The sequence below is a fragment of the Pseudomonas sp. FP215 genome (assembly GCF_030687795.1).
Lineage (GTDB): Bacteria > Pseudomonadota > Gammaproteobacteria > Pseudomonadales > Pseudomonadaceae > Aquipseudomonas > Aquipseudomonas salmasensis.
Genome location: NZ_CP117447.1, coordinates 2,921,811 through 2,941,878 on the forward strand (window position 1 = coordinate 2,921,811; position 20,068 = coordinate 2,941,878).

Here is a 20,068-nt window from a genome sequence, read left to right on the forward strand (position 1 = left end):
AACCACCGCCTTCGCAGGCAAGCCAGCTCCCACACGGGTTATGCATTGCCCACAAAATCAGCGCTTGGCACAGATCCCTGTGCCCTGTAAGGCAAACCCCACCGCGGCCTGCGCATGCAGCGCGGTGGTGTCCAGCAGTGGCAGGGCGCTGTGCTCCGGTTGGATCAGCAAGCAAATTTCCGTGCAGCCGAGGATGATCGCCTGGGCGCCGCGTGCCGCGAGTGTCTGGATCACCCGCTGATACACCTGGCGCGAAGCGTCACTGATGACGCCCACGCACAACTCTTCATAGATGATTCGGTGCACCGCCCTGCGTTGATCCGCGTCTGGCACCAGCACGTTGAGCCCCTGGGCGGCAAGGCGGGACTTGAGGAAATCCTGCTCCATGGTAAACGCGGTACCCAGCAATCCTACCGTCAAGGTCCCAGCTGCCAGAGCCGCCGTCGCCGTGGCATCAGCAATATGCAGGAAGGGAATCGACACCGCCGCCTCAATGCGCGGAGCCACTAAATGCATGGTGTTGGTACACAGCACCACACAATCAGCACCCCCGGCCTGCAAGCGTCGCGCGGCATCTTCCAGGATCAGCGCGGCATCGTCCCAACGCCCGGCATGTTGAGCCTGTTCCACCGGGCCGAAATCCACGCTGTACATCAACACTTGCGCCGACCGCAGCGGGCCGAGCTGGTCGCGCACGCGCTGGTTGATAAGGCGGTAATACTCGGCGCTGGACTCCCAGCTCATGCCGCCGATAAGGCCGATGGTGCGCATGTAATGCTCCGGATAAGAGGATAAGGCTTCACCTTACACAACGAAGGCGATTCATTTGAAGGCCGCACGCCCGGGTGAATGTTTGCCAACGCTACTAGGCGAGCCGCGCCTCAATTGTGAGGTCAGTTCGGGAACTGTTTAGCGTAGCAATACCACCTATACGCAGGTCACTGGTCTGCCGCCAGACGAGTAGAAAAATCCCAGTTCCCTTAGGACTACCTCATGAATATTGATCCGAACACTGCGTTGGCAAGGGCATACGCCACCAGCGATGCACACAGGACCGTCGTCGAGATTGCTCATTCAGGCGACCGCGGCAATCAAATTAAACATCGCCACGTTTCATTGTCCACGGACCAAGTATTAGAGAGGTCACAACGTGCAGACGGATTTGCGGGTTCACTGCGTTCCGGGGACTCCGCAGAGGTAACCTATGACTTCTCCAATCGTCCCGAAACGGGCGCCACCACCAGCCAGTTCACAGAAACACAAAAAGGCGTCATCCGTGAGACCCTGAATAATTTCAGCGATGCTGCAAATATCCGGTTCAAAGAGTCTGCCAATGCACAATCCCATCATATGCAGTTTAAGGTTGATAGCAGCTTTAAGTGGCAAGCCCCTTGGTATGCACCGGTGTCCGATGACGAGCCCGGCAGGGTGCAGGTAACGCTGACCCAGAGCCATGCCGATGGGCTGGAAAAACCCAATAATTTTGGCCGTCACGTCATTGCAAAAGCTGCGGCCTTTAAATTGGGGCTTCCTGACCCGACGTCCGCAACACCGGAAAATAAGTATGCGGAAAATACGCTGGCTTACACGGTAAGGAGTCCTTTTCTGGAAACCCGCTCAGACCATCGCTTTAATAAAACCCATGGCGAAGACAATCAATATTCAAGTACACCGATGATGGATGATATCGCCATCATGCAAGATAAATTCGGGGCGAACCTCCAAACGCGTACGGGAGATACGACGTATGGATTCAACTCAAATGCCGACCGTGAAGTATTCAAATTGGAATCAGTCGATGATTTACCGGTATTTTGCGTGTGGGACGCCGGTGGTAGAGACACATTCGATTTCTCCGCATTCAAGCAAGATCAGGTTATCAATTTGAGATCGGGCAGCTTCTCTAATGTAGGGGGAGGCATAGGCAACGTCTCGATCGCCAACGGCGTCACCATCGAACGGGCTATTGGCGGTGCTGGCAACGACATTCTTATTGGGAATGACTCGGATAACGAACTGGAGGGCGGCGAAGGCGATGACACTCTCTATGTCAAGGCGAACTCTGGCTTTAACCGGCTGTCAGGCGGGCCTGGTAAAAATACCTTCGTTATCGGCGCAAACGACTCATCCGCCAGCTTTGAAAACACAGCTATAACGGACTTTGTCAGCGGCAAGGATAAATTGGATATTTCAGCCCTGCGCGCAGCCCACCCTCAACTCACCGTCACCCAGAAATATTATCCCAGTCATAACCTCACCTTGCTGCGTTTCGATTTCGATGGCGACAAAAAAGACGACTTCATGATGAGTATAAGTGGGCGAATCGTGCGTTCCGATTTCCATCCTTGACCTGAATGTGTTGACGCATGTATTGGCGTGCTCCGAGCGAAATTAGGTGTACTGCCCAAGTATTGGCTATACCTATAACTCATTCTTACAATGATGGTCGCCAGGGAGTTCACTAATGAAGTTAAGGCTAATGATCGGCACACTGTGCGTTGCCTCGCTCGGTTTGGCCGGTTGCGCGAGCAAGGTGGTGCAACCGAATGAATACTCAGGGTTCCTCTCCAACTACAGCCAGCTCAAGGAAGCCAAGTCACCGTCGGGGGCAGAGGTGATGCGCTGGGTTGATCCACAACTGGACTTGAGCCGCTACACGGCGGTGTACATCGAGCCTACCCAGTTCTACCCCAAGCCCCAGGCCACCTCCCGGATTCCCGAGAGCACGTTGCGCGGCATCAACGACTATTACAACCAGGCGCTCAAGCGCGAGCTGGCCCAGTCACTGCCCGTGGCCAATGCCCCAGGCCCAGGGGTGATCGTGGTAAGGGCGGCGATTACCGCCGTGAGCAGCAAGACCGAAAGCCTCAAGCCTTATGAGTTTATTCCCGTCGCCCTGGTGGCCGCGGCAGTGAGCACCGGCACCGGCATTCGCGACCAGGAAACCACCCTGGGCACCGAGGCGCAGTTCCTCGATGGCGCTACCAATAAAGTGCTGGCCCAAGTGGTGCGCAAAGGCACCGGCAAGCCGCTGGCCAATGACTCCCAGGTAATGAAGGCCGACGATGTGAAAAGCGTCATCGACGGTTGGGCATCGGACCTGCACCAGTCTTACGTGAAACTGAAAAAACACTGAGTCAAAAAAAGCGCGGCGGGTTATCGCCCGCCGCGCTTTTTTTATTCGCCGTGATTATTTAAGCGGCGTCAACGCTGGAAGCTTCCACTGGCCGCTGGCGACTTCAGGCTTGGGCAGGTAAATGCGCAATACCGCATAAAACGGGCCGGGCGGGGCCGGCAACCAGTTGCTCTGCTCAGCCTTGGGGGGCTCGTGGTGTTGCAACGCCAGGGTCAAGCCACCATCGGCGTCGAGCTTGAGGGTTGGCAGCATCTGCGAATTGATCAGGTAGCGCTTCTTGTGGTTGGGCACCAGCGATTTAGTCTTGGCGTCGTACATCGTCAGCGACCAGAACGCATCGGCCGGCGGTAACTGGTCCTTGGCAAAATGCACGGTGTAGCTGTGGCGCGCACCATTGGCCGGCTTGCCCTCGCTGTCGATGACGTAGCTCAAGTGCGCAGCTTCATCACTGGAGTTGCCGAACATTCCCAGCTCGGCACCGGCGTAGCGGTACAGGTAGTTGTTTTGCAGGTGGTCGCGGCTGCCGTACAGGTCTGCGCCGGTCACTTGGTGGGTATCGACCTTGGCTTTCTTGAACGCTGCGAATTCGGCGCGGCCATCGGCGATGCCGTCCTCCAGGGCCTTGCGCTGCTCGGCAGTCAACAGGTTGACCTTGAACGGCGCGCCCGGCGCAATACCGATCTTGGCAAAGCGCGCCAGCAGGTCTTTTTCACTGTCCTGGGGCGCGGCAAAGGCCAGCATGAAATTCAGGTAGCGAAACAGTTGCGGGCCTTCGGTCATGGTTGCCATTGGCTTGGGCCATTGGATCTTCGGCACATTGGCAGGCGCGGGTTGCTTCACATAACTGCTCAGCGTCTGGACCTTGTAGCCACTCTGGATCTGCTTGAGCTTGCCCAAGTCTTTGTCATCAAACAGCTGCGTACGGTAAAGGGCGTAGGCGATGTTGCTTTCGCTGTAGACCACACGGTCGATGTCCACCGGCTGCTGACCTTTCCAGTCAGGCCCGGCGATCATGTAGTGACCGCCGTTATTGCCGGTACTGCGGGTACCCAGGTAAGCGAAATTCTGCGTATAGAGGTCGATCAACTGCACTGAGTAGTAACGGTTGTCTTCAATCTTGGGCAGGGTCAGCACCAAAGGTTCTTTGCGCAGGTCCATCCATACGAACGAGTAGGGCGTGTCGACGTTCGGGGTGGTAACTGCGTTGTCCTTGGGGGTAAGCACCTGGGCGCTGTTGTCGATACGGTTGAAGGGGGCCTTGAAGTGGGCACCGCCTTTATCAACGGCCTGGGTGTAGAGCGTCTTGTACATCTGCACCACGGGGAAGCCGTACAGGTAGGCTTCCTTGGCGATGGCCCGGGCTTCGCTGGGGCTTGCGGTGAAGTCAGCCCAGGCGCCGGAGCTCATGAAAATCGAGAGGCTCGCCAACAGCAGGCGCGTCGGTTTTCCAATCATGTTGTTGCGTCCTTCCTGAATGCTATCTGAGAGCGTGGCGTGAAGGCGCTGAGTTTCCTGTTTTATTGGCCGGACGTCACGTTAATCTCTGCAAAGGACAACGGGGGGAGGGGCGTTACAGCATGGATTTGACTTTGTCACGCAATTGATCGATCGAGAACGGTTTGCCAATCACCTGCATACCGGCGGGTACATCAATATTTTCGGCATAGCCGCTGGCAAACAGAATCGGCAGGGTGGCGCGCAGTTCGCGGGCTTTGGTTGCCAGTTGTTTACCGTCCATGTCGGGCAGGCCGACGTCGGTCATCATCAGGTCGATGATCTGGGCAGTATCTTTCACCACTTCCAACGCTTGCTCAGCGTCTGCGGCTTCGAGCACCCTGAACTCCAACTCTTCGAGGACATCGACGATCAGCATGCGCACGATGGCGTCGTCTTCGACTACAAGGATGGTGGAGGCGTGGGACATAGTGAACTTTCCTGAACAGTGAGGGCGCTGGGCTTAAAGGCAACAAGATTGTGAGTGATAACAATGCCAGCAAGTTCCGAAGCAATTGCTGGCATTGTGACCTTAGCGGCGCAAAAAGTCCCGTCAGCTTGCGTGCTGACTCACAAAGGGGCCGGCGCCATGCGCTTGACCGCATCCGCAGCCAATCAACGCACAAACATAGCTTTTAGCCAGGTTGTTCGGGCAAACTTGCGGCTTTTCCGCATTTGGCCAAGGCATGCCCATGACACCCGCGTCGTCCGTCGATGAAAAAAGCTTTCGTACCCTGCTGAGCCGAAACGTGGCCCTGCCTTTGGGCGTGGGCGTGCTCAGCGCGGTGTTTTTCGTCTGCCTGATTACCTATTTGCTTTCGGTGATCCAGTGGGTGGAGCACACCGACCGCGTCATTAACAACCTCAATGAGACGTCCAAACTGACGGTTGACCTGGAAACAGGTATGCGCGGCTTCCTGATCACCGGTGACGAGCATTTCCTTGATCCGTACGAAGTGGCCAAGCCGCGGATCATTGCCGACCTGCGCAATCTGCAGGACCTGGTAGCCGACAACCCGCAGCAGGTTGACCGGCTCAAGCGCTTGGAAACCTTGCAGACCGAATGGAACAACTACGCGCAGTCGATGATTGAACTGCAGCGCAACAGCGGCGATTTCCGGGGCGCTGTCAAGGCGGGCCGGGGCAAGCGGCTTACCGATGAGATTCGCAAGGAATACGAAGACGCGGTGGCGATGGAACAGCAGTTCCGAATCACCCGTAACGCCGAGGTCACCCGCACGACGGTGATCAGTGTCACGTTGTACCTGGTATTTGTACTGGGGTTGAGTGGCGTTCTGGCTTACATCGGCAGGAAGAATTTAATTTCACTTTCAAAGAGTTACAGTGCAAACCTCGCGTCACAACAGAAGATTGCACGGCGCCTGGAGCAAACCGCCTGGCTGCGCAATGGCCAGACCGAGCTGGCCGAGCAAGTGCTGGGCCAACTGACCCTGAACTTGCTGGGGCGCAATATCCTGCAGTTCTTCGCCCAATACATGGGCTCGGCCGTCGCGGCGCTGTACGTGCGCGAAGAACACGGCGGCCTCAAGCGCGTGGCCACCTACGGCTTCTCCCGCGAGCAGGAACAACAGGAACAGTCGATCTACAGCGACGAAGGCATCGTTGGCCAGGCCGCCCAGCACGATCGCCTGATTCGCCTGGACGATGTGCCGGTGGATTACTTCAAGGTCAGCTCGGGACTGGGCGAGGGCGCGACCCGTAGCGTATTGGTAGTGCCTACCAGCGATGACGACCGTGTCAATGGCGTGGTCGAGTTGGGTTTCCTGCGCCCACTGGATGAGCGTGATATTGAACTGCTTGAACTGATCGCCGGCAATATCGGCACCTCCATCGAAGCCGCACGCTATCGCCAGCGCTTGCAGGAAGTGCTGGCCGAGACCCAGCAGCTCAACGAAGAGCTGCAAGTGCAGCAGGAAGAGCTCAAGACCGCCAACGAAGAGCTGGAAGAACAGTCGCGCATCCTCAAGGAGTCCCAGGCCCACCTGGAAACCCAGCAGGCTGAACTTGAGCAGACCAACGAGCAACTGGCCGAACAGACCCAGACCCTGGCCGAACAGCGCGACGCCATGGACCGCAAGAACATCGAGCTGAACCAGGCCCAACTGGAGCTGGAAGACCGCGCCGATGAGTTGCAGCGTTCCAGCAAGTACAAGTCCGAATTCCTCGCCAACATGTCCCACGAGCTGCGCACACCGCTGAACAGCTCGCTGATCCTGGCCAAACTGCTGGCAGATAACCCCCAGGAAAACCTCAGTGCCGAGCAGGTCAAGTTTGCAGAGTCGATCTATTCGGCCGGCAATGACTTGCTCAACCTGATCAACGACATCCTGGATATTTCCAAGGTCGAAGCCGGCAAGCTGGAAGTACGCCCGGAAAACGCCAGCGTCGAGCGCCTGGTGGATGGCCTGCGCGGCATGTTCGAGCCGCTGGCAATGGACCGCAAACTGGGCTTCCAGGTGGACGTGCAGCAAGGCTCGCCAACCCTGCTGTTTACCGATCGCCAGCGTCTGGAGCAGATCCTCAAGAACCTGTTGTCCAACGCCATCAAGTTCACTGAACAGGGCGAGGTCAGCCTGTCGGTGTCCCGTGCACCGGGGGAGGGCATTGCCTTTACGGTGCGCGATTCCGGCATTGGTATCGCCCCGGACCAACAGGAAAGCATCTTCGAAGCCTTCCGCCAGGCCGATGGCACCACCAATCGCCGTTACGGCGGTACGGGTTTGGGCTTGTCGATCTCCCGTGACCTGGCCACCTTGCTGGGCGGCTATATCAGCGTGACCAGCGAACCGGGCAAGGGCAGCATTTTCACGCTGGTGTTGCCGGAACAGTATGTTGAACGCGACGAGGACGCAGCGCCGATCGAGCCCCCGCGCCAAGTGGTGGTCGCGCCGTCACCGGCGCCCGTCAAGGTGTCGCCATTGCCGGTGGCCGACGCCAAGCTGATCCCACGCTTTGCCGACGACCGCGAAAAGGCGCCGTTCAGCACCCGTTGCATCCTGGTGGTGGAAGACGAGCCGAATTTTGCGCGCATCCTGTTCGACCTCGCCCACGAGCTGGGTTACCACTGCCTGGTCGCCCACGGCGCCGACGAGGGTTACAGCCTTGCCGAGCAGTACATCCCCGATGCCATCCTGCTGGACATGCGCCTGCCCGACCATTCCGGGCTGACCGTGCTGCAGCGCCTCAAGGAACACGCCAACACGCGCCACATCCCGGTGCACGTGATTTCCGTGGAAGACCGCGTCGAAGCCGCCATGCACATGGGCGCCATCGGTTATGCAGTCAAGCCCACCACCCGCGAAGAGCTCAAGGACGTGTTCGCGCGCCTGGAAGCCAAGCTGACCCAGAAGGTCAAGCGCATCCTGCTGGTGGAGGACGATGACCTGCAGCGCGACAGCATTGCCCGCCTGATCGGCGACGATGACATCGAGATCACCGCCGTAGGTTTTGCCCAAGAGGCGCTCGACCTGCTGCGCAGCACTATCTACGACTGCATGATCATCGACCTCAAGCTGCCAGACATGCTCGGCAACGAGTTGCTCAAGCGCATGGCCACCGAGGATATCTGCTCGTTCCCGCCGGTGATCGTCTACACCGGGCGCAACCTGACCCGGGACGAAGAGGCCGAACTGCGCAAGTATTCACGCTCGATCATCATCAAGGGCGCGCGCTCGCCCGAGCGCCTGCTCGATGAAGTCACGCTGTTTCTGCACAAAGTCGAATCGCAGTTGTCCCATGACCGCCAGAAGATGCTCAAGACCGCCCGCAGCCGCGACAAGGTCTTCGAAGGGCGCAAAATCCTGCTGGTGGACGACGATGTGCGCAATATCTTCGCCCTGACCAGCGCCCTGGAGCACAAAGGCGCCGTGGTGGTGATCGGGCGTAACGGCCAGGAGGCCATCGACAAACTCAATGAAGTGGACGATATCGACCTGGTGCTGATGGACGTAATGATGCCGGAGATGGACGGTTACGAGGCCACGGCCTTGATCCGTCAGGACCCACGCTGGAAAAAACTGCCAATCATTGCCGTGACGGCCAAGGCCATGAAGGACGATCAGGAACGTTGCCTGGCAGCAGGCTCAAACGATTACCTGGCCAAGCCGATTGACCTGGACCGCCTGTTCTCACTGATTCGCGTATGGCTACCGAAGATGGAACGCATTTAAGTGGAGCAGTGTTTCTTGGATAAGAGCAGCGATATTGAGCTGCGCCTGTTGATCGAGGCGATTTACCTCAAGTACAGCTATGACTTTCGCGACTACTCGGGCGCGTCGGTCAAACGCCGGGTGGCCCATGCCTTGCGCCAGTTCGACTGCGCGACCATTTCTGCACTGCAAGAGCGCGTGTTGCACGACCCGTCGGCGTTCATGCAGTTGCTGCAGTTCTTGACCATCCCGGTGAGCGAGATGTTTCGCGACCCGTCGCACTTTTTGGCGATTCGCCAGGAAGTGGTGCCGTTGCTCAAGACCTACCCGTCGATCAAGATCTGGATCGCCGGCTGCAGCACGGGCGAGGAGGTGTACTCCATGGCCATCCTGCTGCGTGAAGAAGGCTTGCTGGAACGCACCATCATCTACGCCACCGACATCAACCCGGCGTCGCTGGAAAAAGCCAAGCAAGGCATCTTTTCCCTGGAGAACGTGCGTGCCTATACCGCCAATTATCAGCAGGCCGGCGGGCAACGTTCATTTGCCGACTACTACACAGCGGCTTACGATTACGCGATCTTCGACAAGACATTGCGCGAGAACGTGACCTTTGCCGACCACAGCCTGGCAACCGACAGCGTATTCTCAGAAACTCAATTAATTTCATGTCGTAACGTGTTGATTTATTTCAACAAAAAATTGCAAGATCGAGCGTTTGGCTTGTTTCATGAGTCGCTGTGTCATCGCGGCTTTTTGGTGCTGGGCAGCAAGGAAACCCTGGATTTTTCCGCCTACAGCAAGCAATTCGAGCCCTTGGTCAAGCAGGAACGGATCTACCGCAAATCATGAGCGACGCGCCAGACACCCCGATTCGCGGGATCGAAGCCATCGTCGTCGGCGCTTCCGCTGGCGGCGTTGAGGCGTTGCTGAGTATTTTCGGCCAGCTGCCGAGCAGCTTCGGCCTGCCGATCATTGCCGTGCTGCACCTGCCGGATGAGCGCCGCAGCCAACTGGCGGAAGTCTTTGCGCGGCGGCTGAACATCCCGGTCAAGGAGGCCCGGGACAAAGAAGCCGTAGAGGCGGGTACCTTGTACTTTGCCGGGCCTGGTTATCACCTGTCGGTCGAGCAGGACCGCAGCCTGTCCCTGAGCCAGGAAGACCGGGTGCACCATTCCCGACCCGCCATCGACTACCTGTTTTCCTCGGCGGCCGATGTGTATGGGCCCCGCCTGCTCGCCATTTTGTTGACCGGTGCCAACCAGGACGGCGCAAGCGGCCTGGCCCACGTCAAGCAATCGGGTGGCATTACCATCGTGCAGGACCCACAAGAGGCACGCATTGCCGTCATGCCCCTGGCGGCCCTGGCCTTGCACACACCTGACTATATTCTTTCCTTGAGCCGAATCGGCTCATTGCTGGCTTCCCTGGAACCTTTCCCATGTTAAGTACTGTCCAGGCCAAACTGCTGATCGTTGATGATCTGCCGGAAAACCTGCTGGCCCTCGAGGCGCTGATCAAGCGTGAGGATCGCCAGGTCTTCAAGGCATTGAGTGCCGACGAGGCGTTGTCCCTGTTGCTGGAACATGAATTCGCCATGGCGATCCTCGACGTGCAGATGCCTGGCATGAACGGTTTCGAACTGGCCGAACTGATGCGCGGCACCGAAAAGACCAAGAACATCCCCATCGTGTTCGTCAGCGCCGCTGGCCGCGAACTCAACTACGCCTTCAAAGGCTACGAAAGCGGCGCCGTGGACTTCCTGCACAAGCCCCTGGATATCCATGCGGTCAAGAGCAAGGTCAATGTGTTCGTCGACCTGTATCGCCAAAGCAAGGCGATGAAGCTGCAAGTCGAGGAACTGGAGCGCAGCCGTCGTGAGCAGGAGCTGTTGCTCACGCGCCTGCAAGCCACCCAGGCCGAGCTGGAACAAGCGGTGCGCATGCGTGACGACTTCATGTCGATTGTCGCCCACGAAGTGCGTACGCCCCTCAACGGGCTGATCCTGGAGACCCAATTGCGCAAGATGCACCTGGCCCGAGACAACGCCGCGGCGTTCACCCTGGACAAGATGCACGCCATGGTTGACCGCGATGAGCGCCAGATCCAGAGCCTGATCCGCCTGATCGAAGACATGCTCGACGTTTCGCGCATCCGCACCGGCAAGTTGTCGATTCGCCCGGCACACATCGACCTGGCGCAACTGGTGCGCAACCTGGTCGATAACTTCGCGCCGCAAGTGGCCGCCGCCGAGTCGTCCATGCAATTGCAGGCCGAGAGCCCTGTGGAAGGTTATTGGGATGAGTTCCGTATCGAGCAGGTGATCACCAACCTGTTGACCAACGCCTTGCGCTACGGGGCCAAGAGCCCGGTGCAGGTGCGGGTGTACACCGAGCATGGCGAAGCGCGGGTAGAGGTGCGCGACCATGGCATTGGTATCAGCGAGGAAAACCAGAAGCGTATTTTCCAGCAGTTCGAACGGGTTTCGGCCAACCATTCCGCCGCCGGCCTGGGCCTGGGCCTGTTTATTTCCGAACAGATTGTGGCGGCCCATGGCGGCACGATTGAGGTCGAGAGCCAGATAGGTGAGGGCGCCCTGTTCCGGGTGTGCCTGCCCCTGGAAGTGGCCGAGTGAAATCAATCGTCACCCCAACGCAACCTCTGCGTGACCCCATGGTCGTAACTGCAGCAATTGACCGGACAAAGGCTTCCCATGAGTGAAGATGCACAAGATGTCGTACTGATCGTCGAGGACGACGAATCCATTATGTTTGTGCTGGGCGAGTACCTGGCAGGCTTGGGCTACCGGGTCTTGAAGGCGATCGACGGGGAGCAGGCCTTCGAAATCCTTGCGACCAAGCCGCACCTGGACTTGATGGTCACCGATTATCGCCTGCCGGGTGGGATTTCCGGCGTGCAGATTGCCGAGCCTGCAATCAAGTTGCGTCCGGAACTGAAAGTGATCTTTATCAGCGGTTACCCGCAGGAGATTCTCGACTGCCACAGCCCGATAACGCGCAATGCGCCTATCCTGGCAAAGCCGTTTGATTTGGATACGTTGCAGGAGCATATTCAGCGTCTGCTCGCATGAAGAGTGCGGCGCCCAATCAGGGCGCCCCGTACTTCAGAGACTTAGCGTTTTGCCTTCTGAACATTTGCGTTTAGCTGGCTGGCTGGCGTGTACGCATACTGCCAACCGGCTTGTCCTGCGAGTCCATCGAGAAAATCTTGAAGACCTTTGTGGTCGCCACCGCTGATTTTGTAGACCGTCATTCCGCCGCTTTGCTTAAGAGAATGGCCGCTCCTGAGCATCGCCACATCGAGGTCCGGACTATTGGTATTGAAAAGGATCAATTCGTTGTTATTGGTTTTTTGTATATAGACAGTATGGCCAAACTCGCCCCCCTCATTGGCATACTTGAAGTTGAGAAACCCGGACTCGGTAATCTCAGCGGGGTTGAAGGTTTTTTTTATGCCGTCGGGCTTGATACCCATGAGTTCGAGATAACGGGGTGTGTAGTTGGTACCACCGCTGCGGCCTGTGGCAGCTTTGACGGTATCGTATACTTCAGGCGAAAGGGTTTTTTCAGCTTCCCCTACACGCATAGATGCCTCGTAACAGATCAGCCCTTGATTGTCTGGGTTTGCGTGCAGTTTCTCCCAGTTCAATTGCAGCGCTCGGCTGGAAAGCACACGTGGCTGGCCCGAGGGGATCAAGGGGGTGTCATACAGTTCGACAAACTCGGAGTCGAATATGTCGTTCTTTTTTCGCCACTCGTTGTCGTGTTCAAAAATATTGAACTCTAATGTGTTTCGATCGATGCCGTGAGTTTTATAGGGCACGTCAAGTTTTTTGTCGCGAAAGTGTTTGTCCAGTCCGGCGTGCATCAAGTTTGAGTTCTCGAATTTTGCCAGACCATAATTAGGGTCATTAAACCAAAAAACTTTTTTGCCATCTTCGATCGTAACACCGGCGGCCACTGCATGCCCCGGGGTGTCAATCATGATCGATTTTGGAGGCGTAAAACCGTCCAGTTTTTTTACCATGTCCTCTATGGACAGTAGCTCCGCGGTTTTTCCGGCATAGAAGGCGCTTTGGGGTTGAATTCTTTGCTGAAGCTTATTCAGCTTTTCGATGAAACCTCTGCACGCAGGGTCCGAGGGAAACGCCGCCGCCGTGTACAGGTTTTTAATGAAGGTGATGTCCTTTCCTTCCTCCATGGCCGTCGCCATTAAGCGCGAGATAGCAGCGCATTGGCCTTCAGATAACTGGTGTGTCATGCCTATATAAGAAGATTGCGGTATGGGAAATACAGTCCCGAAGCGCGGTTCTATATTGTCTGTAAAGCGGGCAGCACCACGCCTGCCAAACTCGTAGGCATAGTCATCGTATTTTCTGACAATGATTCCTACTTGCTCAGCTGTGAAGTTGCCGTTATTGACTAATGACATAAAGTCAGCCGGCTTTTTTGCTTTTGACAAGCCCGGAACATTGTTCGCGTCGCCAATGCGGTAACCATCGTCAAAGTCTGTCTTGCCCCGATGAGCATTAACAGTTTTATGCCATTGTTTGATCACATCATCGCTGATGGTGCGCACTGAGGGTGAAGACGTGGCGGTCGCCCATTTTTTAAAATCATCCACCTCTATTCGGGGGGAGGGCAGGAAGTCCTTTAGCGGCAGGCCATGAGGTTTAAGGGTGACAGGGTCCAAGGCATACCAGTGGCCGTTCCATGTCACCGCTGCGACCTCTGCAATTTCTCCATTAATCTTGGCGGTACCTATCGCTCCGGCATCGAAGTTGCCGAAGATCTTTTTTATCACATCGTATTTGTCAGCCCCGGACATGGCCCATTCGGTGAATTTTCTGGCGCCGAGTGATGCAAATTGTTTTCCGCCGGTCCCCAGGGTCTTCAGCAACGCGCCTGCACCGTCCAGTGGGTTGAGCGAGCTGACGACGGCATTCGTCAGGATTTTTGCCCCACGTGTGAGGTGCCGAAACGCGGATGCGCCAGTTTTCAGCGCTTTTACGCCTTTCGCGGCAGCGCCGAGGGCGACAAAAAAGCCCAGGGCATCAAGGGCCAAGTCGGTGATGCCGGCGCCGATATTGCCTTTGGAAAAGTTATCGATGGCCGAGTAAAAAGGAACAAGGTTGAGGAAGAATTCGCCTACTTTCTTGTTGATAGACGCTTCGGTCTCGAACGTTGTCATGCCTTGAGCCATCTTTTTATACGACTGAGCGTCGACAAGTTTTAATTTGGCGCCAGCGATGTAGCGTGTCCTCTCGCTAAAGTAACTTTTTGGCGGGTGCGCGGCGTTTTTCTGGTCGAGTAATTCTTCTGTATACCCATCAGGAGGGCTCACTGGCGCCAGGAGTTCAAAGGCGTCTCCAAGTTCCATTCCTTTGGGTATGGGAGCTCTCTTGCTGGGCACGGGACCCACTTCAAAATCATTCATGTCATCCCGTTTCAAGACAGTGTTTTTCTGCCAGTCTATTTCATAAGTCTGTGTTTTTCCGTTGAGGGTGCTGCGTAAAAAAATCTTTGATTCATTCCTGGGTACGCTAGTTAATACCCCTGTCGTATGGGGTCGATGAACGGTGAATTGTTGAGCAACAGTAAGTTGGCCGTACTCAATCATCTCACGATCAGCAATGGGCAATGAGGCGATCAAGTGCTTGGTTTGCGCAGCGATGGCCGCCTCGTAGCTATCGACATAAGCGGAAAATTCCCGTTCAAACTCAACCTTTAGATCTGCTAATAACGAGGGCTCCGTGCTCAATTTGGCACGAATAGCAGGTAGGCTTATTTTGCTATTGCTTGACCGCCATTGTGAATCGCTAGGCCCGAGCCGATTCGTAAGGAATAAATCCAATATCGAGTAAGGCCCAGGAAAGTCATACCCGGCACTGTCGCGTGTTATGCATTTTTCTTGAAGATCTGCCAAGGATAAGTGCGGCAAATACGACTGCAGCTTTTCCAGGACATTCTTGTGAAATTCTGGCATCTGCGTTGCAAAGGTTGTGGAGGCTGCGCTCAACTCTGTCACTTGCTCTTTATATGCGCTGCGCACTTCCTCCATCTGCGCCTCTGTATAGGCATCGTCGTGCTTTGCGCCGATGATTCCCTGAGCGACGCCCCAGTCTTTCAGTGCCTCGTTTTGGGCATGGTGCTCAACGAGCCGTTCTTCTTGAGTAAGCGGCAACTCGTCAGCCCGGCTCATGACCTGAGCAAACGTCATCTTGCTGGTTGAGCCAGGCGCCTGGGCTTCAAGTCGCGCCACTGCCGTGGTAAAACTCACCCATGTGTGGGAGCCGAACGTCACTTGCTCAGGTATATCTTTGACCAAGAGATGTGGCGCCTTGCGAGATAACAGCACGGCCACGGCGAGTGCAGCGGTCCGAGGCGTGGCTTTTTTCATCTTGATCAGGTGATCAGCCATCGCGTTTCTTATAAAGGACGCGCTCTTGCCCGAGAGTTCTGCGTCGGCGAAGTTGTATCCAGCGGCTGTGGTTCTCGCCGAGGTGGGCGAAAAACGGTGCGGGTCCTGTTCCAGTGAGAGCGACAGCGCCGCAAGCATCCACTCCTCCAGCGAGTTAGGCGAAGCCAGTTCACCCAGATTGGCCTCGGCAGAAAACCCCATCCATCGCGCCCGAGTTGTCTTGAGAATATCGGCGAGCATGCTGTGAGGATCGTCATTGACGTTGGTCAAGTTACGGGTCCAATGCGCCAACAAGTTGTCGTCCAATTCGTCTTTCAATACATGACGAATTATGGCGTGAAGCTTGCGCTGATCCTCAGTGCTCAACAACGTGGGCGATGAAAGCGCTCCGCCCAGATCCCCCAGGGCTGGCTTGACCGGCGGCGCTCGGCGCAGGGCTTTTGCCAGCCTCATCAATTCATCATAGTTCGTCGCAATTGTTATACCGTTATCAACCATGTATTGGTGGAGGCTGACAGTGTCGTTGGGGCTCAGGTTGTGTTCGCGAGCATAGGATGACTCGGGATCCACGGGGAATGCGATTTGTTTGAAAACCTCTAGTTGGGCGTCAGTAAAAGGGGCGCGGCGTTGTACGTCAGAGCTGAAGGTATTCGTGCTATTGGATGCTGTTTCAAGCTTTGCAACCAAATGTCCAACGAGTTGTGCACTCAAGGCGCTTCGATTGTTCAAGTCCCCCAGTTGCGACTTTTGGAGAATCAAGTCTTCTTTGAAAGGGCTATGCGCCTCTGCATACGTGAAGGAGGTTTGCAATAATCCTTCGGCGTACGCCGTGATGCTTGCTGTTTGCTCAGCCAGGGGGAGGGAATCATTGATAGGGATAGGTTTGCCGTGAAACCTGGCAATTTCTGACATGCTCGCTGAGGTCTCTGTTCCGACCGAAATAAAGCCGCCAAAGGGGGCGAGTGTTTTAGCGGCGTTCATGAGCACATCGCGGCCAGCAAAGTCACTTAAATCAACGGTTCCAAAGCCAAACGCTCCCGGGACGAGGAGAGTACCGTTATTGACATCGATCATGGTTCGCTTTGATAGCACAATATTTTTCTCGGCTGCCCACCGCTTCATCTCGGGGCTTTGGAGAATGTTGTGAAGATGTGTTCGCCATTTTCCGTAGGTTGAGGTCGCAGGGATATTCTCAACGATTACTTTGCGTGGGTCTTGATTGCTGGATATGTGCTTTTTCACCGTTTGCGCAAACAGCGTGGCCAACTCGCTGTCCGCGTTGGCCGCTGGAGTGTCCTCTGTCAGCGGCGCTGTACTTGTTGTTGGGGGCTGGGTGAGAGCTATTGGGGCTGGCGGCGCGACTGCTATGTCCTCCGAGGGGGTGAGTCCTACAGGAGGGGATTGAGGAGCAGCGAAAGCGGCTGTGATCATTGATGGAGTTTCCTGGTCGATGCCGATTGAAGTGTTTTTTCATACGTAGCGCGTTAACGTTTCGTTGGAAAAAAACAGGCGTCGATTCCATCTTTTATTTATAAATGAATGACCATTTGTTACACCGCAGCCAGGGTACGGAGCCGTACAGAGGTTTCGTATTTATGCGCGGATCATTTCTCGGACCTTCGCTGTGAGTAAGTCAAAGGTGAAAGGCTTGGTGATCAACTGCATCCCCGGGTCCAGGAAACCACCACGCACCGCCGCATGCTCGGCATACCCTGTAATGAACAACACCTTGAGTTCAGGGCGAATTTGCCGGCCGATTTCCGCCAGTTGCCGGCCATTCATACCAGGTAACCCGACATCGCTGATCATCAGGTCAATGCGCTGCTCGGATTCAATGATCGGCACTGCCGTATTCGCGTCCCCAGCCTCGATAAACCCATAACCCAGCTCTTTGAGCACGGCGCTGACCAATACTCGTACAGCGGGGTCATCCTCGACGATCAACACCGTTTCCCCTGCGTTGGCAAACGGCAGCAATGTCGGATTGAGCGGCTCCTGAGCTTGGGGCTCGCCGATAAAACGCGGCAGGAACAAGCTGACCGTCGTGCCTTTGTTGACTTCGCTGTGGATGGTCACATGCCCGCGAGACTGGCGAGCGAAGCCGTAGATCATCGACAACCCCAGCCCTGTGCCCTGGCCGATGGGTTTGGTGGTGAAAAACGGATCGAACACGCGACCCATCAGGTGCTGCGGTATGCCGCAACCGTTGTCGCTGACACTCAGCTCTACGTAATCGCCCGGTGTCAGGGTGCCGTAGGCGGCGGTGAAGACGCTGTCGAGGTGGCGGTTGGTGGTTTCCACCCTGAGCGTGCCACCGGTGGGCATGGCGTCGCGCGCGTTGATCACCAGGTTGAGCAGGGCGCTTTCGAGCTGGTTCGGGTCGGCTTCGGCCGTCCACAAGGCGTCGCTCAAGCGCATGTCCAGGCTGATGCTTTCGTTGATGCTGCGTTGCAACAATTCGCCCATGGCCGCGACCAACTGGTTGATCTGCACGGGTTTGGAGTCCAGCGATTGTCGACGGGAGAACGCCAACAGTCGGTGGGTAAGGCTGGCCGCGCGGTTCGCGGAGGTCACGCCCAGGTCGATCAGGCCGTCCAGGTCATCCAGTTTGCCTCGCGCCACACGTCGGCGCAGCAGTTCCAGGCTCCCGATAATGCCGGTAAGCATGTTGTTGAAGTCATGGGCGATACCGCCGGTCAACTGGCCAACGGCTTCCATTTTCTGCGACTGGCGCAGGGCTTCTTCGTTGTGGCGCAGTTGGGCGGTGCGTTCTTCCACTTGCTGCTCGAGGGTTTCCAGGGTGCGCTGCAGCCGCAGCTCGCTCTCGCTCAAGTCAATCAAGCGGTCCCGCGCCTCGTATTGGCGCCGGCGACCGCGCAGGGCGGCGCTGACCAGGCTGATCAGGGTGATGGGATGGAATGGCCGCTCCAGAAACGTGACGTTACCCAGCAAGCCGCTCAGCCGGGTCGAGCCGTTCTGCTCTTTGCCGCCATGCTGGGTCATCAGCACGATCGGCAGGTCGGACCAGGCCGGCTGCTGATGCAACAGCTCAAGTAACGGCTCCAGGTCGACGCCACGCAGCGCCTCAGCCGCAATGATGAGCAGGCCGGCGCCTTGGGTCAGCTCTTCGCAAAGCGCGGCCAGGCTATTGGCGACGATCCCGCTGTAGCCGGCTTCGTTTAGCATCATCAGCGCCAATGACCCATCGCGGCCCATGGGCGCCAGCACGATGGCGCGCTCGGAGACAGGAGAAAGGGCCGGCACTAGCCCTCATCCTTGAGCAGGGGTGAGCCGGCGCCCATATAGGTCGGAATGCCGCGCAGCACACCCTGGAAGTTATCCAGGGGCACACCCACCGTCATGCCGCGGCTGCCGATGCGGTATTCGCGAATGGTGGACTCATGGGAGCCGGTTCTTTTCTTGATGATCGAAATGGCCCGGCGAACTTTGCCCAGCGCCTCGAAATAACGCAGCAGGATCACGGTGTCAGCCAGGTAGGTGATGTCGACTGGCGTCTGCATGTCGCCGACCAGGCCGTGCTGGGCCACCGTCATGAAGGTCGCGGCACCACGGCGGTTGAGGTACAGCAGCAGCTCATGCATATGCAGGATCAGCGCGTTCTCTTCGGGCATGGCCGCCTGGTAACCGTTGATACTGTCGATGACCACCGTCTTGATACCGCGCTCATCCACGCAGCGGCGCACCCGGTGCGAAAATTCGCCGGGGGAGAGTTCGGCGGCGTCGACCTGCTCGATCAGCAGGTTGCCGGTGTCTCGCAACGCGGCGAGGTCGATGCCCATGTTCTTCATACGCTCGAACAGCAGGCCCAGCTCTTCATCGAAGATAAACAGCGCAGCCTTTTCGCCACGGGCCACGGCAGCAGCGGCGAAGATCATCGAGATCAGCGACTTGCCGGTACCGGCCGGGCCGAGAATCAGGCTGCTGGAGCCGGTCTCGATTCCCCCGCCGAGCAGAGAGTCCAATTCCTCGATCCCGCTGCTTAAGGTTTGACGGTTGTAACCGCCGCGATGCTCGGCCGCTACCAGGCGCGGGAATACGTGAATGCCGTCGCCCATGATGGTGAAGTCGTGAAAGCCGCCACGGTATTTCTGGCCACGGTATTTCACCACCCGGATGCGACGACGCTCGGCACCGTAGTTGGGCGTCAGTTCCTCCAGGCGAATCACCCCGTGGGCCACGCTGTGCACGGTCTTATCCAGGGATTCGGTGGTCAGGTCATCGAGCAGTAATACGGTAGCGTCATAGCGCACGAAATAGTGCTTGATCGCCAGGATCTGCCGGCGATAGCGCAACGAGCTTTGCGCCAATAGGCGGATCTCAGACAGGCTGTCGACCACCACGCGGGTTGGCTTGACCCGTTCCACCACTTCAAAGATCTGGCGGGTGGCTTCGCCCAGCTCCAGGTCGGAGGAGTACAGCAGGCTTTGCTGGTGTTCGGCGTTGAGCAGGCTTTCGGGTGGGGTCAGTTCGAAGATATGAATATGGTCATCCAGGTCCCAGCCATGGGATTTAGCGCCCTGGCGCAATTCGTGCTCGGTTTCGGACAGGGTGATATACAAGCAACGTTCGCCGTTCTGCGCGCCGGCCTGCAGGAAGTGCAGGGCCACGGTGGTTTTACCGGTGCCGGGTTCGCCCTCAAGCAAAAACACGTGGCTACGCGATAGCCCGCCGGCAAGAATGTCATCAAGACCTTCGATGCCGGTGGCCGCCTTTTCACTCAACAGCTGATTGGATGTACTCAAGAAGTGCCCTCAGGTCACGTACAAGTAGAGGTGCACGCCCGCTAGGACGCGCCATATTCACTTGA

General features: G+C 56.9%; 13 protein-coding genes. 7 read left to right on the forward strand and 6 right to left on the reverse strand.

Annotated elements, in window-relative coordinates; all coding sequences use genetic code 11:
• Positions 1 to 57: 57 nt before the first annotated feature.
• Positions 58 to 771 (reverse strand): aspartate/glutamate racemase family protein, encoded by a 714-nt coding sequence (locus tag PSH76_RS13320; RefSeq protein ID WP_098951451.1) that lies wholly within the window; start codon positions 769 to 771, stop codon positions 58 to 60.
• Positions 772 to 993: 222 nt separating this feature from the next.
• Here PSH76_RS13320 and PSH76_RS13325 point away from each other — a divergent pair, with 222 nt between their 5' ends.
• A complete protein-coding gene (locus PSH76_RS13325; protein ID WP_050499524.1) occupies positions 994 to 2,349 on the forward strand; it encodes a M10 family metallopeptidase C-terminal domain-containing protein in 1,356 nt (451 codons plus the stop codon).
• Between the two features lie 115 nt (positions 2,350 to 2,464).
• Positions 2,465 to 3,136 carry a DUF3313 domain-containing protein gene (locus PSH76_RS13330; protein ID WP_032897258.1) on the forward strand — a complete coding sequence of 224 codons (672 nt, stop codon included), beginning with the start codon at positions 2,465 to 2,467 and terminating at the stop codon, positions 3,134 to 3,136.
• Between the two features lie 54 nt (positions 3,137 to 3,190).
• Here the strand turns inward: PSH76_RS13330 and PSH76_RS13335 are convergent, their stop codons facing one another.
• Complete coding sequence (locus PSH76_RS13335; protein ID WP_032897260.1) at positions 3,191 to 4,591, reverse strand: DUF1254 domain-containing protein; 1,401 nt, start codon at positions 4,589 to 4,591, stop codon at positions 3,191 to 3,193.
• Positions 4,592 to 4,706: 115 nt separating this feature from the next.
• A complete protein-coding gene (locus PSH76_RS13340; RefSeq protein ID WP_032897262.1) occupies positions 4,707 to 5,060 on the reverse strand; it encodes a response regulator in 354 nt (117 codons plus the stop codon).
• 262 nt (positions 5,061 to 5,322) lie between these two features.
• Between PSH76_RS13340 and PSH76_RS13345 the strand changes: the two genes are divergently transcribed.
• The 5 genes from PSH76_RS13345 to PSH76_RS13365 all read left to right on the forward strand — a co-directional run bounded on the left by PSH76_RS13345 (position 5,323) and on the right by PSH76_RS13365 (position 11,890).
• The gene (locus PSH76_RS13345) at positions 5,323 to 8,820 is read left to right on the forward strand and encodes a response regulator (protein ID WP_305494262.1); all 3,498 of its coding nucleotides are present in this window, start codon (positions 5,323 to 5,325) and stop codon (positions 8,818 to 8,820) included.
• Positions 8,821 to 9,651 (forward strand): protein-glutamate O-methyltransferase CheR, encoded by an 831-nt coding sequence (locus PSH76_RS13350; RefSeq protein ID WP_178088130.1) that lies wholly within the window; start codon positions 8,821 to 8,823, stop codon positions 9,649 to 9,651.
• Complete coding sequence (locus PSH76_RS13355; RefSeq protein WP_032897266.1) at positions 9,648 to 10,247, forward strand: chemotaxis protein CheB; 600 nt, start codon at positions 9,648 to 9,650, stop codon at positions 10,245 to 10,247. The genes PSH76_RS13350 and PSH76_RS13355 overlap by 4 nt, the downstream gene beginning before the upstream one ends.
• The gene (locus tag PSH76_RS13360) at positions 10,241 to 11,434 is read left to right on the forward strand and encodes a hybrid sensor histidine kinase/response regulator (protein ID WP_032897268.1); all 1,194 of its coding nucleotides are present in this window, start codon (positions 10,241 to 10,243) and stop codon (positions 11,432 to 11,434) included. Before PSH76_RS13355 ends, PSH76_RS13360 begins: the two co-directional genes overlap by 7 nt.
• A gap of 78 nt (positions 11,435 to 11,512) precedes the next feature.
• Positions 11,513 to 11,890, forward strand: a complete 378-nt coding sequence (locus PSH76_RS13365; RefSeq protein WP_032897270.1) for a response regulator — start codon at positions 11,513 to 11,515, stop codon at positions 11,888 to 11,890.
• A gap of 41 nt (positions 11,891 to 11,931) precedes the next feature.
• Here the strand turns inward: PSH76_RS13365 and PSH76_RS13370 are convergent, their stop codons facing one another.
• From PSH76_RS13370 to PSH76_RS13380, 3 genes are all read right to left on the reverse strand, one after another.
• Entirely contained in the window at positions 11,932 to 16,506 is a 4,575-nt protein-coding gene (locus tag PSH76_RS13370; protein WP_305494263.1) for a hypothetical protein, read from the reverse strand.
• Positions 16,507 to 16,833: 327 nt separating this feature from the next.
• Entirely contained in the window at positions 16,834 to 18,504 is a 1,671-nt protein-coding gene (locus tag PSH76_RS13375) for an ATP-binding protein (RefSeq protein WP_032897274.1), read from the reverse strand.
• Entirely contained in the window at positions 18,504 to 20,003 is a 1,500-nt protein-coding gene (locus tag PSH76_RS13380) for an ATPase domain-containing protein (protein ID WP_032897276.1), read from the reverse strand. Before PSH76_RS13380 ends, PSH76_RS13375 begins: the two co-directional genes overlap by 1 nt.
• Positions 20,004 to 20,068: the final 65 nt, after the last annotated feature.

Excerpts from the sequence above, each read along its gene's own strand:
- PSH76_RS13320 (WP_098951451.1), bottom strand. The coding sequence starts at position 771 with ATGCGCACCATCGGCCTTATCGGCGGCATGAGCTGGGAGTCCAGCGCC.
- PSH76_RS13325 (WP_050499524.1), top strand. The coding sequence starts at position 994 with ATGAATATTGATCCGAACACTGCGTTGGCAAGGGCATACGCCACCAGC.
- PSH76_RS13330 (WP_032897258.1), top strand. The coding sequence starts at position 2,465 with ATGAAGTTAAGGCTAATGATCGGCACACTGTGCGTTGCCTCGCTCGGT.
- PSH76_RS13335 (WP_032897260.1), bottom strand. The coding sequence starts at position 4,591 with ATGATTGGAAAACCGACGCGCCTGCTGTTGGCGAGCCTCTCGATTTTC.
- PSH76_RS13340 (WP_032897262.1), bottom strand. The coding sequence starts at position 5,060 with ATGTCCCACGCCTCCACCATCCTTGTAGTCGAAGACGACGCCATCGTG.
- PSH76_RS13345 (WP_305494262.1), top strand. The coding sequence starts at position 5,323 with ATGACACCCGCGTCGTCCGTCGATGAAAAAAGCTTTCGTACCCTGCTG.
- PSH76_RS13355 (WP_032897266.1), top strand. The coding sequence starts at position 9,648 with ATGAGCGACGCGCCAGACACCCCGATTCGCGGGATCGAAGCCATCGTC.
- PSH76_RS13360 (WP_032897268.1), top strand. The coding sequence starts at position 10,241 with ATGTTAAGTACTGTCCAGGCCAAACTGCTGATCGTTGATGATCTGCCG.
- PSH76_RS13365 (WP_032897270.1), top strand. The coding sequence starts at position 11,513 with ATGAGTGAAGATGCACAAGATGTCGTACTGATCGTCGAGGACGACGAA.